A 15,290-nucleotide genomic window follows, 5' to 3' on the forward strand; every position below is an offset into this window, starting at 1 on the left:
AATCAAGTAGTAACCCCCATGAAACTAACCATTGAAGTTCCCGATAACTTAGCAAAACGTCTCAATAACTACTTAAAAGAGCATCCCGAAGAAACCCCGTTAAGTGTAGTTCAAGAAGCCCTAGAAATCAAACTAATTCCCAAAGATACCTCTAGACTTCTAGAACTAGCGGGAATTGTCGAGAATGCCCCACCAGATGCCTCCGTTAACGAAGATTATTTGACATGAGACGATTAGTCCTTGATGCCGGGCCACTTATTGCCCTGTTATCGAGCCAAGATAATTACCACAAGGAAGCGATAAAGGGGTTTGCACAACTACCGCAGGAATTTGGCGCAGTTTTAACCCCTTTACCCATCTTGTTCGAGGTTTATAAATTCGTAGCTAGGGAACAATGTCCACAAGTAGCGCAAAAGGCATTAACTATAATTAAAGAAGAGACCACAATCGTGCCGCTTGAAATGGAAACCATGCAGACTACATTTGATTTAGTCATACAAATGACCAATTGGCAGGGTAGTCTAGAAGATGCTTCAGTGGTAGTCATTGCTCAAAAATTTAACGCCCTAATCTGGACTCTCGATTACAGAGACTTAACTTGGTTTAAAAACATTGAGCTATGGACACCATCTACCTAATCTTTGTGACCTCCGTGCCTTTGTGGTTCCCCAAACTTTGTGACCTTTGTGCCTTTGTGGTTCCCCAAACTTTGTGACCTTTGTGCCTTTGTGGTTCCCCAAACTTTGTGACCTTTGTGCCTTTGTGGTTCCCCAAACTTTGTGACCTTTGTGCCTTTGTAGTTCCCCAAACTTTGTGACCTTTGTGCCTTTGTGGTTCAAAATCCCCCCTCTCCCAAATCCCCACAAGTTTCTAATCTCAAATTGTAATTATGTTTAAAACAATCAAGTTTAAAAACTTTAAATCATGGCAAGATACAGGAGACATTTCCTTAGCTTCTCTTACAGGATTTTTTGGTAATAATAGCTCTGGAAAATCCAGCATTATTCAATTCTTTTTACTTCTCAAGCAAACTGTGGAGTCCAGCGATCGCCAAAGGGTCTTAAACACAGGGGATGAAAGAAGTTATGTTGAGTTAGGGACATTGTATGATATTGCTTATAATCACATTATCCCCAGTGTAATCTCTTTTAAATTAGAATGGGATTTATCAGAAGAATTAAATATTTTTAATCCCGAAAGCTCTCAAGAAGATGTACTTTTTTCCTTAAACTCTCTGGAATTTTATTCAGAAATAAAGCTAAATGATAATCAAATATTTTTAGAAAACTTTTGCTATAATTTTAACTATAATTCAGAAAATATAAGCTTTAAATTCAAGAAAAATGCCGAAAAAGACTCCTGTGAATATGAACTACAATCAGAAGGATATCAACCGAAAAGAAGTAGGGGGAGAGCTTGGCCTCTCCCAGTTCCAATAAAAAACTATGGTTTTCCTGACCAAGCAATTAGTTATTTTCAAAATACAGGCTTTTTATCGGATTTTTCCCTAGCCTATGAAAAAGCATTTGAGAGTATCTATTATCTTGGTCCCCTGAGAGAATACCCCAAAAGAATTTACTCTTGGGCCGGAGAAAAACCGCGAGATGTTGGTCGTAGGGGAGAATTAGCTATTCCGGCCTTACTAGCTTCTCAACAATCAACCATTCAAGAGACCATTGCTTACTGGCTAAAAGAATTAGCTCTAATTCATAGTTTTCAGGTGCAAGCAATTGCAAAAGATCGCAAAGACTATGAAGTTTTGGTACAAAGATTTCCCGATACAGCAAAAGTTTTAATAACAGATGTCGGCTTTGGTGTTTCTCAGGTTTTACCTGTTTTGGTTCTGTGTTATTATGCGCCAGAAGGCTCAACAATCATTTTAGAACAGCCAGAAATTCATCTGCATCCTTCCGTACAGGCTGGACTTGCCGATGTATTTATTGATGCTATTAAAACTCGCAAAATTCAAATCATTGTCGAGAGTCATAGCGAACATTTACTGCGTCGTCTTCAGCGTCGTATTGCTGAAGAAAAAGACGGATTAAGCCCTCAAGACATTAAACTTTACTTCTGTAATTCCAAGCAAGATGGAAGCTCTAGTTTAACCACCTTAGAAATCGACGACTTTGGAAATATTGCCAACTGGCCAGAAAATTTCTTTGGTGATGAAATAGGAGATTTATTTGCCATGACCGAAGCTGCTATAAAACGTCAGATAGTTAGTGAATAAACCCATGAAAGTCATTATTGATACAAACGTCTTAATCGCCGCTAACGGTAGAGATTGTCCTCAAGTTACTCCTAAATGTCAGTTAAGGACAGGACAATATTTAAGAGACATAAAAGAAAATGGAATCATTGTGATAGACAATCAATGGCTAATCTTAAAAGAATATAGAAACAAAGTAAATCAAACAGGACAACCAGGAATAGGAGACGCATTTCTCAAATGGGTATTGACTAATCAGACAAACTCTCAACGTTGTCAACAAGTCAAGATTCATCCTTCAGAAGATAATAGCTTTCAAGAATTTCCTGATGATCCTCAATTAAAAAAATTCGACCCATCAGACCGAAAATTTGTCGCTGTTGCCCTCGCCGCACAAGATTGCCCTCCCATTATCAACGCTGTGGATTCAGACTGGGCCGAGTTTTACGAAGCCCTAACCATCTACGGAATCAGCATAGAGTTTCTTTGTGGTGAAATCGTCTCCCCACAGACCACTCAAGCACAAGTACCTAACCCTCCGTGACCTTTGTGCCTTTGTGGTTAATCCCCCTTCGTGACCTTTGTGCCTTTGTGGTTCCCCAAACTTTGTGACCTTTGTGCCTTTGTGGTAAATCCCCCTTCGTGTTCTTTGTGCCTTTGTGGTTCAAAATCCCCCTTCGTGTTCTTTGTGGTTCAAAATCCCCCTTCGTGTGGTTATCTCTCCCAAATTGAGGCATTATAAAAATAACTCCTCATCAAATCCCATGGCAATCAGCAATCGTGAACGAGTCGGACGCGCCCTAGATTTCCTCAGAGAGGGACTATACCCCTTCATAGAACGAGAAATGAAAGCAAGCTACGGCCAGAAGTGGGTGGCCGTGGCCTTAAGTTGCCTCCCTGAGAGCTACACGATCCGCAGGACAGGTGATGCCGTCCTCAAGGAAGACGTTTCGGCCCTACTAATTGTCCTCTGGGAGCAGTGGAATGAAGTTTTTAAGAAAACCCTAGGCAGAAGCGATCGCTCTCTGGCCAGTGAACTAAGAGATGTCCGCAACGCCTGGGCCCATAACGATGCTTTCAGCCTCGACGATGCTTACCGGGCTTTTGATAGCATCTCTCGCCTACTGAGTTCGGTTTCCGCCGACACCCAAGAGGTGGAGAAGCAGAAGCAAGAAATCCTCAGACTTCGCTTTGAAGAACAGGCCCGGCGAGAGACAAGGCGCCAAGCGATCGCACCTACGGAAGGACAACCGATGTCGGGATTGAAACCCTGGCGGGAAATCGCCACCCCCCACCCCGATGTGGCTTCTGGACGCTTCCAACAGGCCGAATTTGCCGCCGACCTCTGGCAAGTCTATCTCGATGAAGGCTCTGACGAATACCGCGACCCGACGGAATTTTTCCGCCGCACCTACCTCACCGAAGGACTCAAGCAACTCCTCACCAATGCCCTGCTGCGTCTGAGTGGTAATGGCGGAGAGCCGGTGATTGAACTGCAAACTAACTTCGGTGGCGGAAAAACCCACGCCATGCTGGCCCTCTACCATCTGTGCAATGCTTTGGCGATCGAAGATCTTCCCGGTATGGAGTCGATCTTCCAAGCTCTGAACATTAAAAAACCCCCCGAAAATGTCAACATTGCTGTTCTGGTCGGCACTAAAGTCCAGCCTAGTGGCATTCCCCCCTACAAACCGGAACACAACAAGCAAAATCGCCCAGAAATCAAGACCCTGTGGGGAGAAATAGCTTGGCAACTCGGCGGCGCTGAGGGCTACGCTCTGGTTCGCAACGCCGATGAAACTTCCACTAATCCGGGAGACGCACTCAAAATATTGTTTAATCGTTTTTCACCCTGTTTGATCTTGATCGACGAATGGGTTGCCTATGCCAGGCAATTGCACGACAAGAACGATATTGCTGGCGGTAGTTTTGACACCCAGTTTACTTTTGCCCAAACCCTGAGCGAGTCGGCAAAAAATGCCCAGCAGACGCTTTTGGCTGTGAGTATCCCCGCTTCGGAAACCGTTGACGAAAAAACCGGAGAAGTACGGACTACAGATGTTGAAACCGGAGGAGAACGGGGTACAGAGGCTCTAGACCGCCTTAAAAATGCGATCGGGCGCATCCAATCCCCTTGGCGACCCGCTAGTGCCGAGGAGAGTTTCGAGATCGTCCGCCGCCGTCTCTTTCAAACCACTACTGACCCGCAACTATTTGTCGCACGGGATGCGGTGATTAAAGCTTTCTCCGAGATGTATCGCACCCAGGCCCAGGAATTTCCTAGCGAATGCCTGGAGGCTGACTACAGACGCCGCCTGCGGGAAGCCTATCCCATTCACCCAGAATTTTTTGATCGCCTCTACTCCGACTGGTCAACCCTCGATAAATTCCAGCGCACCAGGGGTGTTTTGCGACTCATGGCCAAGGTCATCCATTCCCTTTGGGAGCGAGAGGACAAGAGCTTGTTGATCATGCCCTCCCACGTCCCGATGGATGATGCTCAGGTTCAGTCGGAGTTAACCCGCTACTTAGATGATAATTGGGTTCCGATCATCGAAAAAGATGTAGATGGCCCCAATTCTCTGCCCCTCGACATCGATCGCCAAAATTCCAACCTGGGACGCTATTCTGCTTGCCGTCGGGTTACGCGCACTATTTACCTTGGCTCGGCCCCCACGATTCGGGCTGCTAACCGAGGACTAGAAGATAAGAGGATCAAACTCGGTTGCGTGCAGCCGGGGGAGACTGTAGCCACTTTTGGTGATGCCCTACGGCGGCTAACAGATCGGGCCACCTACCTCTACATCGATGGCAACCGCTACTGGATTTCCAATCAGCCCAACGTCACCCGCACAGCCCAAGATCGGGCAAACCTGCTCTTTGAGGAGCGGTATAAAGTGACAGAAGAAATCGTCCGGCGCTTGAAGGCCGACCAGCAGCGGGGCGAGTTTGGAGCGATTCATATTGCCCCAGAATCAACTGCTGATATTCCCGATGATCCTCATCTGGGGGTGCGGCTTGTAGTTCTCGGTACTGGGCAACCCCACAGCAAATCCGCCGAAGATAGCCCCGCTCGGCGTTTAGTGGCGGAAATTCTCAATCAGAGAGGGGGTAGCCCCCGCTATTACAAGAATACGCTTGTATTTGTTGCCGCTGACAAGTCGAACTTGGAAAACTTAGAGAAGAACGTCGCCGGATATCTTGCCTGGAATTCAATTGTGGCGGATAAGGAAACCCTCAATCTCGATGTTTCTCAGAATAAACAGGCGATCACTAAGCGCGATCAAGCCGACAAGGAGGTAAGCCTGATCCTCAACCAAACCTATAAGTGGCTGCTGGTTCCAGAGCAACCCGACCCCCAGAAAGGCATCCACTGGACTGATACCAACGCTCAGGGGGACGATTCGCCTATCGATCGAGCCAGCCGCAAACTGGTTCATCAGGAGCAACTGATTACCCATTACTCTGGTGACAACCTGCGGAGGGAAGCCCTCGACAAATACCTGTGGCGTTCAACTAACCACATCGATCTGAAACGTCTGTGGGAGTACCTAGCGCAGTATCTTTACTTGCCCCGTCTCAAGAACCAGGATGTTCTACTTCAAACTGTGCGGGAGGGGGTTCGTTCTACGCTCGTACAGGAGAACTTCGGTTATGCAGAGGGCTGGGATGAGGCGAAGCAAAGATATACTGGTCTTGTCATCCTTCGGGATATTAACCCGAGTATCAGCAGTCACAGCCTTCTGGTTAAGCCTGATGTAGCTATGGGGCAGCTAGAGGCCGAGAAACCAGCTAACCCCCCGACCGCTGCCGAGACTGATCCCGTTATCTCTAGTGACCGTGATCGGCCGCCATCTTTACCCTCTGGTGTTGGATTAACTGTGACAGAGACTCCCGGTGATCTGGTTGAGAAAAAGCTGGTTCTGCGGAGGTTTTACGGCAGTGTTGAGATCGATCCCCTGCGGATCAATCGAGACGCTCCAGCGATCGCCAATGAGATCATCCAGCATCTCACCCGACTCAGTGGGGCCAGGGTTAAGGTAACACTGGAGATTGAAGCTGACATTCCTGATGGTGTGCCGGATGATGTGGTGCGGACGGTGACGGAGAATTGTCGGACACTAAAATTTAATAATCAGTCTTTTGAACTGGAGTGAATATCGGGAAATTTCCCTATCTGGATTCGGTCATGGCTCTCTTATTCTTTGTGTGATCAGCTTAACTTACTATAGAAGCGATCAATCTTTGTGTCCTCTGTGTCTGGAGTGGTTCCTTCCACTCCCTCGCCAGCAGGACTGTATCTTAGAATACATTTTACCCACCAAACCTAAGAGAGCAATAATAATCCCCCTTTTATCTGAAAAAGAGGGATTTATTTAGTCCAAATTGGTTAGATTGTGAGGAAAGTTTTCACCCTTCTCAGTCTCAAGACAAGAGATTTTCTGCTGATGTCTTCCCACTACCAAAGTCCGCGGATAGGAGATACACTAGGCTCGGGAGCGGGTTGAGGAGCAACTTCAGTAAAGGTTCTGGTTTCCGGGGGTAAAGCGGGAAGTCCCCAAGCGGATTCTTTTTGGTTAAGTTCTCTTAAAAGTTGCGAGCGAGTGGTACTGACGGCGATTTCTGATTTTAGTTTCAAGCGGGAAACCCAATAGGGATGAGCTTTACCCACATAAATTAACTTGCCATCTACCACTTGCAATAGTACATCGTCACCACCAGTGCCATCCCCAACAATACGAGCGGTGGTTCCGTCAGCAAAGTCGCCGTTGAAAATTTCTTTGCCATCCACTGTTACAAGTCTGATCAATTGGATGGACATAATGCCACCCACGGTTCCCCGGACGCGACCGAGTATATAGTCACCGGGGTTGAGTTGCGGCTCACCTCTGTAGGTGTCATGGCCGCGCAGTTGACTGATCAAGATTTCGTTATTTTGTGGTCCTGCTTGTGCGGGTACAGCGCCAACGGTAGTTAGGGCAACTAAACCGGCAAAACCAGCGACAAGGGAAATTTTGTTAAACACAATTACCTCAAGCAAAAAGTTAGTAAATTCTCTATAGACGTTTTAGATTATAACTTAGTTCCTGATTTTGTCTATATTGCGAAATATTTGTTTAATAATTTCTCGATCGAGGGGTTGGAGGTTGGGGTTTTAGGGTGTTGGGGTTTTAGGGTGTTAGTTGAAATTCCCCCATTCTCCCGCTCCCTACCTCCCCACCTCCCCACTTCCCCTGAAAACTGGATTAAGCTAGGCTCTAAGACCGCTCGACATTGCTGAATAATTGAGGATCGAGGGTGGGTAGTTCGATATCTTTTTCTGCTGAGGAAGAGGCCAACTGGAAGCGATTGAAGGTTTGTTGAACGCGATCAAAAATGCTGATTTTTTGCTCGCTATTGTTCTGGGGTTCGGGAATAGGTTCCACTTCTAGCGGAGGCTGAATACCGGGGGCAGGTTCGTTAATCTCTTTTGTCTCTGGTATGGTGGTTAGGGGAGATTCGATCGCTTCAGGGGTTTCCTCGACCTTTTCGATTGTTTCTGTCTCCACTGGTTTTTCTTCCACGATTGGGCTTTCTGACTCAATAACAGGGTTTTCCTCAACTATAGGGCTTTCTGGCTCAATAACAGGGCTTTCCTCAACTATAGGGGTTTCTTCCTCAACTATAGGGCTTTCCTCAACTACAGGGGTTTCCTCAACTATAGAGGTTTCTTCTTCCTCAACTATAGGGGTTTCTGGCTCAATAACGGGGGTTTCTTCCTCTAGACGGGGAATGGTTTTATAGTTGGGATCAACAATGCTACGGGCAATTGTAGGGGATAAATCGCCGCGGACCAATTGACTGAGGCCGTCTTGGTAAGAGGGATCAAAGCTAATCACGCGCACGCTGGTATTAAACTCGTTTTCGACTTTATTTCCCTTACCATCGATGAATTCTAGTTGTACCCAGTTATTGCCCTTGGCAAAACCCTTGAGATAGATTGGTTCCCAAGTATCAAGCAGAAAACTTTCACCGTTGACAGTGACACGAATGCGCCAATTTTGAAGATTATTATCCCCGTTGGCAGTATTGGACAGACGTAGAGGAGCATTACTCAGATAAAAATCGAGCAGGATCGGTTCTGCACCGTAGATTCCCTGCGGACTACTGTAGGTTAATAGGGGTAAGTTGTTATCGGGGTCATTTTTGCCTGTTTTTGTCAGAATATGAAAGGTTGTTTCAGCAAATGCCCCATCATTTTTAAAACTTTCCTGCCAAGGACGCAGGGCCAAGACGCGCAGGGTGTGAGTACCGGGGGCAAGATTTTCTAGGATAATCGGTTGCTTGAGGTCGTAAATGGCTGCTGCCGGTTCATTATCGACAATTAGGCTCAAGTGGGGTCCTAATTTCAGGGTATCGTCTTGGAAAATTGGCAGATCCGACACTTGTAGTTTAACTGTCACCTGAGTGTCATCGAAAACTTGTTCGGCCAGAGGACTGAGAATCGTTACTTGGGGAGCGTAACGCTCTAAACTGGGGCGCAGTTCCTGAATTAGGACCGGGGGGGCCACCTCAGAAATGCGGCCTCGAACGACGGGAAGATGAGGGGTTTCGGAACTGGGGAGATTGGTAGCCGTCAGGCGATCGCCACAGGCAGTTAACAGGGTGGTCAGTAAACCAATCACAAGACATATATGAAGGGTTTTGACTGGGATTAATTTATGTAGTAGGGATAGCACGTTCCTCCTAGAGCCAAGGCCAAAATCTATACAAACCATTGATTTTTGCTAGAGTCATTGAATGCTCCGGTGTCAGCAAAAGCGCGAGAAGATGAGGTTATGGCCTCAATTTTACAGAATTGTTTGATTGTTTTTTGAGAATCTATCTATTGAATTTTCTATATGGTCTGGTGAGGGAGAAAAAGGGGAAATTGGCTTCCGGAGCGACAATTGATAAACTTTTGTAAAGAAAAATCACCAGTCAGACACTGACTAAGACCGTCCATAGCAGAAAACGTCTCTCCTATCAAGGATTAAGAGAATTTTAATTATTGTTAAGCATAACGAACAGACAAGAGAACAAAGACTTATCATCTACTATTGATGCTTTCGACTGGAATCTCACCCAAGAGGAAAGTCAAGCGACATTAACAAAAGGTGGGTCAGATTTCAACTTGCCTTTTTTAGGTTAAAAAATCTATCCTCAAATAAAACGCTAAGTCTATTGTCGAGAGAGGAGAATCCTCATGGCACTCCCCCCCAAAGAGGCGGTAGCTAAAGTGATTGTAGATAAAGACCCAGTACCTACTTCCTTTGAGAAGTGGGGGCAACCGGGGCATTTTGATCGCACTTTAGCCAAAGGACCCAAAACCACCACCTGGATTTGGAACCTACACGCCAACGTCCACGATTTTGATAGTCAAACCAGCGATCTAGAAGATATTTCTCGGAAAATCTTCAGCGCCCACTTCGGACATCTCGCCGTTGTCTTCGTTTGGCTGAGTGGAATGTACTTCCACGGCGCGAAATTTTCTAACTATGAAGCTTGGTTAACCAACCCGCTGGCCATCAAACCCAGCGCCCAAGTGGTCTGGCCGATCGTCGGTCAAGGCATCCTCAACGGCGATGTGGGCGGCGGCTTCCACGGTATTCAGATCACCTCTGGTCTGTTCTACCTCTGGCGGGCTTCCGGGTTCACCAACAGCTATCAGCTATACTGCACCGCTATCGGTGGTTTAGTTATGGCGGGCCTGATGCTGTTTGCCGGTTGGTTCCATTACCACAAAAGCGCACCGAAACTGGAATGGTTCCAAAACGTGGAATCGATGATGAACCACCACTTGGCGGGTTTACTCGGCTTAGGTTCCCTAGGTTGGGCCGGTCATCAGATTCACGTTTCTTTACCGGTGAACAAACTCCTCGATGCTGGAGTAGCTCCCCAAGACATCCCCTTGCCCCACGAGTTCATTCTCGAACCGAGCAAGATGGCGGATTTATATCCCAGCTTCGCCCAGGGTTTGACCCCCTTCTTTACCCTTAACTGGGGTGCTTACTCGGATTTCCTCACCTTCAAAGGTGGCTTGAACCCCGTGACCGGTGGTCTCTGGCTTTCCGATACCGCTCACCATCACTTGGCGATCGCTGTATTATTCATCATTGCTGGTCATATGTACCGTACCAACTGGGGTATCGGTCACAGCATGAAGGAAATCCTCGAAAACCACAAAGGTCCCTTCACCGGTCAAGGTCACAAAGGACTGTACGAAATCCTGACCACCTCTTGGCACGCCCAGTTAGCGATTAACCTTGCTCTCTTAGGTTCGCTAACCATCATCGTGGCCCACCATATGTACGCCATGCCGCCCTATCCCTATCAGGCGACGGACTACGCCACCCAACTATCCTTGTTCACTCACCACACTTGGATCGGTGGCTTCTTAATCGTCGGTGCGGGAGCGCACGGAGCGATCTTCATGGTACGCGACTACGATCCGGCCAAAAACGTCGATAACCTGCTCGATCGGGTGATCCGTCATCGCGACGCAATTATCTCCCACCTGAACTGGGTATGTATTTTCCTCGGCTTCCATAGCTTCGGTTTATACATTCACAACGACACCATGCGGGCTTTTGGTCGTCCCCAAGATATGTTCTCGGATACGGGAATTCAACTACAACCCATCTTTGCCCAATGGGTACAAAGTCTCCACACCCTAGCCCCCGGCAACACCGCTCCTAACGCTCTCACTACCGCTAGTTATGCTTTCGGTGGCGACGTAGTAGCAGTGGGTGGCAAAGTGGCCATGATGCCGATCACTCTCGGTACTGCCGATTTCCTCGTGCATCACATCCACGCCTTCACCATCCATGTAACCGTGTTGATTCTCCTCAAAGGGGTTCTCTACGCTCGCGGTTCCCGTCTGATTCCCGATAAAGCGAATCTCGGTTTCCGTTTCCCCTGCGATGGTCCCGGTCGCGGCGGTACCTGCCAAGTTTCGGGTTGGGATCACGTCTTCCTCGGCCTGTTCTGGATGTACAACTCCCTCTCGGTCGTAATCTTCCACTTTAGCTGGAAAATGCAGTCCGATGTCTGGGGAACCGTCGCCCCCGATGGCACTGTCACCCACGTTACCCTCGGTAACTTCGCTCAAAGTGCCATCACCATCAACGGTTGGTTACGCGATTTCCTCTGGGCGCAAGCAGCTCAAGTGATTAACTCCTATGGCTCTGCCCTGTCTGCCTACGGAATCATGTTCCTAGCCGGTCACTTCGTCTTCGCGTTTAGCTTGATGTTCCTGTTCAGTGGTCGCGGCTACTGGCAAGAATTAATCGAGTCGATCGTCTGGGCGCACAACAAGTTAAGAGTTGCCCCCGCTATCCAACCTCGCGCCCTGAGCATCATTCAAGGTCGTGCCGTTGGTGTGGCTCACTACCTCTTAGGCGGTATTGTCACCACTTGGGCATTCTTCTTGGCCAGAAGTCTCTCGATTGGCTAAACTTGCCTATAAGGGCTTGCCAGTCCCCCGGGGATTGGCAAGACTAGGCTGAACCAGCGTCGATTGACCGATACCACTGTAAGCGTTTCCTATTACAGTGGGTGAATTTAAAAAAGGAAATAACCAGCACTCGTGTAAGAGCCTCAGTTATTTAGAGAGGAGAATTTCCTAAACAGCTATGGCAACTAAATTCCCTAAATTTAGCCAAGATCTAGCCCAAGATCCGACCACCCGTCGGATTTGGTACGGGATCGCCACAGCCCACGATTTTGAAAGTCATGATGGCATGACGGAAGAGAATCTCTACCAAAAGATTTTCGCGTCGCACTTCGGCCACATTGCAATCATTTTCCTGTGGACTTCCGGTACGATATTCCACGTCGCTTGGCAAGGTAACTTCGAGCAGTGGATCAAAGATCCCTTAAACATCCGTCCCATCGCCCACGCGATTTGGGATCCCCAGTTCGGTAAAGGCGCGGTAGATGCCTTCACCCAAGCTGGCGCTTCTAATCCGGTTAACATCGCCTATTCCGGGGTTTACCACTGGTTCTACACCATCGGTATGACCTCCAACCAAGACCTATACCAAGGTGCGGTGTTCCTGCTGATTCTCTCGGCGATTTTCCTCTTTGCTGGCTGGTTACACTTACAACCTAAGTTCCGTCCTAGCCTCGCTTGGTTCAAAAACGCTGAATCTCGCCTGAACCACCACCTCGCCGCTCTGTTCGGTGTTAGCTCTCTGGCTTGGACCGGACACCTCGTTCACGTTGCTATCCCCGAATCCCGCGGTCAGCACGTTGGTTGGGACAACTTCCTCTCCACTCCCCCCCACCCGGCGGGTTTACTACCCTTCTTCACCGGTGACTGGGGTGTGTATGCGGAAAACCCCGACACTGCTAACCACATTTTCGGTACCGCCCAAGGCGCGGGAACTGCGATTCTCACCTTCTTAGGTGGTTTCCATCCCCAAACCGAGTCCCTCTGGTTAACCGATATGGCTCACCACCACTTGGCGATCGCTGTGATCTTCATTGTGGCTGGTCATATGTACCGCACCAACTGGGGCATCGGTCACAGCATCAAGGACATCCTCAATGCCCACAGACCCCCCAGTGGTAAGTTAGGAGCCGGTCACAAAAATCTTTATGACACGGTTAACAACTCTCTCCACTTCCAACTCGGTTTGGCCCTGGCTTCTTTAGGCGTGATCACCTCTCTGGTGGCGCAGCATATGTACGCGCTACCCCCTTATGCCTTTATCGCTAAGGACTACACTACCCAAGCGGCTCTTTATACCCACCACCAATACATCGCTGGTTTCCTAGCGGTGGGTGCTTTCGCTCACGGTGCTATCTTCTTCGTGCGTGACTATGATCCCGAAGCGAACAAAGATAACGTGCTGGCGCGGATGCTGGAGCATAAAGAAGCGATCATCTCTCACCTAAGCTGGGTTTCCCTTTTCTTAGGTTTCCACACCCTCGGCCTCTACGTTCATAACGATGTGGTCGTCGCTTTCGGTACTCCCGAAAAACAAATCCTGATCGAACCTGTGTTCGCTCAATTCGTGCAAGCAGCTTCGGGTAAAACCCTGTACGGCATGAACGTACTGTTGTCTAACCCCGATAGTATCGCTTACACCGCCTATCCTAACTACGGTGATGTTTGGTTACCCGGTTGGCTAGACGCGATCAATAGCGGCACTAACTCCCTCTTCTTAACCATCGGTCCTGGCGACTTCCTCGTTCACCATGCGATCGCTCTTGGTTTACACACCACCGTTCTAATCCTGGTTAAAGGTGCTTTAGACGCTCGTGGTTCCAAATTAATGCCCGATAAAAAAGACTTCGGGTATTCCTTCCCTTGCGACGGTCCCGGCCGTGGCGGTACTTGCGACATCTCTGCTTGGGATTCCTTCTACCTAGCCATGTTCTGGATGTTGAACACCTTGGGTTGGTTAACCTTCTACTGGCACTGGAAACACCTCGGTGTCTGGTCGGGTAACGTGGCTCAGTTTAACGAAAACTCCACCTACCTGATGGGCTGGTTCCGCGATTACCTCTGGGCTAACTCGGCTCAGTTAATCAACGGTTACAACCCCTACGGTGTTAACAACCTTTCTGTCTGGGCCTGGATGTTCCTCTTTGGACACCTCGTTTGGGCAACCGGTTTCATGTTCCTGATCTCTTGGCGTGGTTACTGGCAAGAGTTGATCGAAACTATCGTTTGGGCCCACGAACGCACTCCTCTGGCGAACCTCGTTCGTTGGAAAGACAAACCCGTGGCTCTCTCGATCGTTCAGGCTCGTTTGGTTGGTTTAGCTCACTTCACCGTTGGCTATATCTTCACCTACGCCGCCTTCTTGATCGCTTCCACTGCCGGCAAGTTCGGCTAAACCTTGAATTAGGTAACTAAAAAACCCCCCGCCCATTGGTGGGGGGTTTTGTTTATGATTGATCATAAAAGCACGGCTCAATCCCAATCCTTTGAGTAACCCACAGAAAACGGGTTTCTCGGAGAAACCCGTTTTCTACTCATGCAAAAGGCAAAAGGAGAAATAAATAATCAGTTTTTAATAACCAGATTTAGTATTATACGGAGAATAAATAATCAGTTTTTAATAACCGGATTTAGGATTAAAATAAAATTATTGTACTATCATTACTCCCAGGGATTTTACCAAAATGTCTAACGAAACCGTTACTTATAGTCTTGAATCTGTCCTCAAGGAAATCAAAGACAGCATCAAGGAAGTTAACCAAAAAATCGATACCTTCCAACAGGATGTTAACCAGAAATTTGACAGCTTACAAAAGGATTTTAACCAGAAATTTGATAGTCTACAAAAGGATTTTAACCAGAAATTTGACAAAATCGACGAACGGCTAACTAAGCTAGAGGTAGGACAGGCAAAACTAACTGAGAAAGTCGATGGGATGGATAGAAGACTAGAAAAGGTGGAAGGAACCCAAAAAAATCAAGTTTGGACGTTAATTATTCTTTTAGGAGGAGCGATCGGAACGGCAGCGTGGCGCTCTTTCTTTTCTGGCAATCCTTAGAAATATTAGCATAAGTAGCTGGTTATAATTAAATTAAAAATGGATTTTAGGTTCGATCCCCCCTTAATCCCCCCTTAATAAGGGGGGCATCTAATAATTTTTAACGCCTACCTACTTAATACTAAATCCTAGGCAATAGGTAATCAGTCTTTAATAACCAGATTTAGGATTAAAATAAAATTATTATACTATCATTACTCCCAGGGATGTTACCAAAATGTCTAACGAAACCGTTACTTATAGTCTTGAATCCGTCCTCAAGGAAATCAAAGACAGCATCAAGGAGGTTAACCAAAAAATCGACATCTTGCAACAGGATGTTAACCAGAAATTTGATAGCTTACAAAAGGATGTTAACCAGAAATTTGATAGCCTACAGAAGGATTTTAACCAGAAATTTGATAAGATCGACGAACGGCTAACTAAGCTAGAGGTAGGACAAGCAAAACTAACTGAGAAAGTCGATGGGATGGATAGAAGACTAGAAAAGGTGGAAGGAACCCAAAAAAATCAAGTTTGGACGTTAATTATTCTTTTAGGAGGAGCGATC

General features: G+C 47.3%; 11 protein-coding genes. 9 read left to right on the forward strand and 2 right to left on the reverse strand.

Annotation, left to right across the window (positions count from 1 at the left end):
- The first annotated feature begins 18 nt into the window (after positions 1-18).
- The 5 genes from IM450_RS05660 to IM450_RS05680 all read left to right on the forward strand — a co-directional run bounded on the left by IM450_RS05660 (position 19) and on the right by IM450_RS05680 (position 6,366).
- Positions 19-228 (forward strand): hypothetical protein, encoded by a 210-nt coding sequence (locus IM450_RS05660; RefSeq protein WP_002754183.1) that lies wholly within the window; start codon positions 19-21, stop codon positions 226-228.
- On the forward strand, positions 225-638 hold the full coding sequence (locus tag IM450_RS05665; RefSeq protein WP_002777130.1) for a type II toxin-antitoxin system VapC family toxin: 414 nt from the start codon (positions 225-227) through the stop codon (positions 636-638). Before IM450_RS05660 ends, IM450_RS05665 begins: the two co-directional genes overlap by 4 nt.
- A gap of 251 nt (positions 639-889) precedes the next feature.
- The gene (locus IM450_RS05670) at positions 890-2,230 is read left to right on the forward strand and encodes an AAA family ATPase (protein ID WP_002777132.1); all 1,341 of its coding nucleotides are present in this window, start codon (positions 890-892) and stop codon (positions 2,228-2,230) included.
- A gap of 4 nt (positions 2,231-2,234) precedes the next feature.
- On the forward strand, positions 2,235-2,753 hold the full coding sequence (locus IM450_RS05675; RefSeq protein ID WP_002801404.1) for a hypothetical protein: 519 nt from the start codon (positions 2,235-2,237) through the stop codon (positions 2,751-2,753).
- Positions 2,754-2,973: 220 nt separating this feature from the next.
- The gene (locus tag IM450_RS05680; RefSeq protein WP_287664848.1) at positions 2,974-6,366 is read left to right on the forward strand and encodes a Swt1 family HEPN domain-containing protein; all 3,393 of its coding nucleotides are present in this window, start codon (positions 2,974-2,976) and stop codon (positions 6,364-6,366) included.
- Positions 6,367-6,668: 302 nt separating this feature from the next.
- Here IM450_RS05680 and IM450_RS05685 read toward each other — a convergent pair whose 3' ends face one another.
- Together IM450_RS05685 and IM450_RS05690 are read right to left on the reverse strand one after the other, a co-directional pair.
- A complete protein-coding gene (locus tag IM450_RS05685; RefSeq protein WP_287664850.1) occupies positions 6,669-7,235 on the reverse strand; it encodes a hypothetical protein in 567 nt (188 codons plus the stop codon).
- Between the two features lie 232 nt (positions 7,236-7,467).
- Positions 7,468-8,967 (reverse strand): hypothetical protein, encoded by a 1,500-nt coding sequence (locus tag IM450_RS05690; RefSeq protein WP_287664852.1) that lies wholly within the window; start codon positions 8,965-8,967, stop codon positions 7,468-7,470.
- Between the two features lie 467 nt (positions 8,968-9,434).
- On the opposite strand from IM450_RS05690, the gene psaA reads away from it, so the two are divergent.
- The 4 genes from psaA to IM450_RS05710 form a co-directional block, all read left to right on the forward strand.
- Positions 9,435-11,684 (forward strand): photosystem I core protein PsaA, encoded by a 2,250-nt coding sequence (gene psaA, locus IM450_RS05695; protein ID WP_002780971.1) that lies wholly within the window; start codon positions 9,435-9,437, stop codon positions 11,682-11,684.
- Positions 11,685-11,862: 178 nt separating this feature from the next.
- A complete protein-coding gene (gene psaB, locus IM450_RS05700; RefSeq protein WP_002770787.1) occupies positions 11,863-14,076 on the forward strand; it encodes a photosystem I core protein PsaB in 2,214 nt (737 codons plus the stop codon).
- Positions 14,077-14,365: 289 nt separating this feature from the next.
- Entirely contained in the window at positions 14,366-14,740 is a 375-nt protein-coding gene (locus tag IM450_RS05705; protein WP_079208252.1) for a DUF4164 family protein, read from the forward strand.
- 217 nt (positions 14,741-14,957) lie between these two features.
- On the forward strand, positions 14,958-15,290 hold a 333-nt coding region (locus IM450_RS05710; protein ID WP_287664856.1), incomplete at its 3' end, for a DUF4164 family protein.

The sequence above is a fragment of the Microcystis sp. M083S1 genome (genome assembly GCF_020246405.1).
GTDB lineage: Bacteria > Cyanobacteriota > Cyanobacteriia > Cyanobacteriales > Microcystaceae > Microcystis > Microcystis aeruginosa_C.

Bases quoted from the DNA above. Each gene is read 5' to 3' on its own strand.
- IM450_RS05660 (WP_002754183.1), top strand. From the start codon at position 19: ATGAAACTAACCATTGAAGTTCCCGATAACTTAGCAAAACGTCTCAAT.
- IM450_RS05665 (WP_002777130.1), top strand. From the start codon at position 225: ATGAGACGATTAGTCCTTGATGCCGGGCCACTTATTGCCCTGTTATCG.
- IM450_RS05670 (WP_002777132.1), top strand. From the start codon at position 890: ATGTTTAAAACAATCAAGTTTAAAAACTTTAAATCATGGCAAGATACA.
- IM450_RS05675 (WP_002801404.1), top strand. From the start codon at position 2,235: ATGAAAGTCATTATTGATACAAACGTCTTAATCGCCGCTAACGGTAGA.
- IM450_RS05680 (WP_287664848.1), top strand. From the start codon at position 2,974: ATGGCAATCAGCAATCGTGAACGAGTCGGACGCGCCCTAGATTTCCTC.
- IM450_RS05690 (WP_287664852.1), bottom strand. From the start codon at position 8,967: ATGGTTTGTATAGATTTTGGCCTTGGCTCTAGGAGGAACGTGCTATCC.
- psaA (WP_002780971.1), top strand. From the start codon at position 9,435: ATGGCACTCCCCCCCAAAGAGGCGGTAGCTAAAGTGATTGTAGATAAA.
- psaB (WP_002770787.1), top strand. From the start codon at position 11,863: ATGGCAACTAAATTCCCTAAATTTAGCCAAGATCTAGCCCAAGATCCG.
- IM450_RS05705 (WP_079208252.1), top strand. From the start codon at position 14,366: ATGTCTAACGAAACCGTTACTTATAGTCTTGAATCTGTCCTCAAGGAA.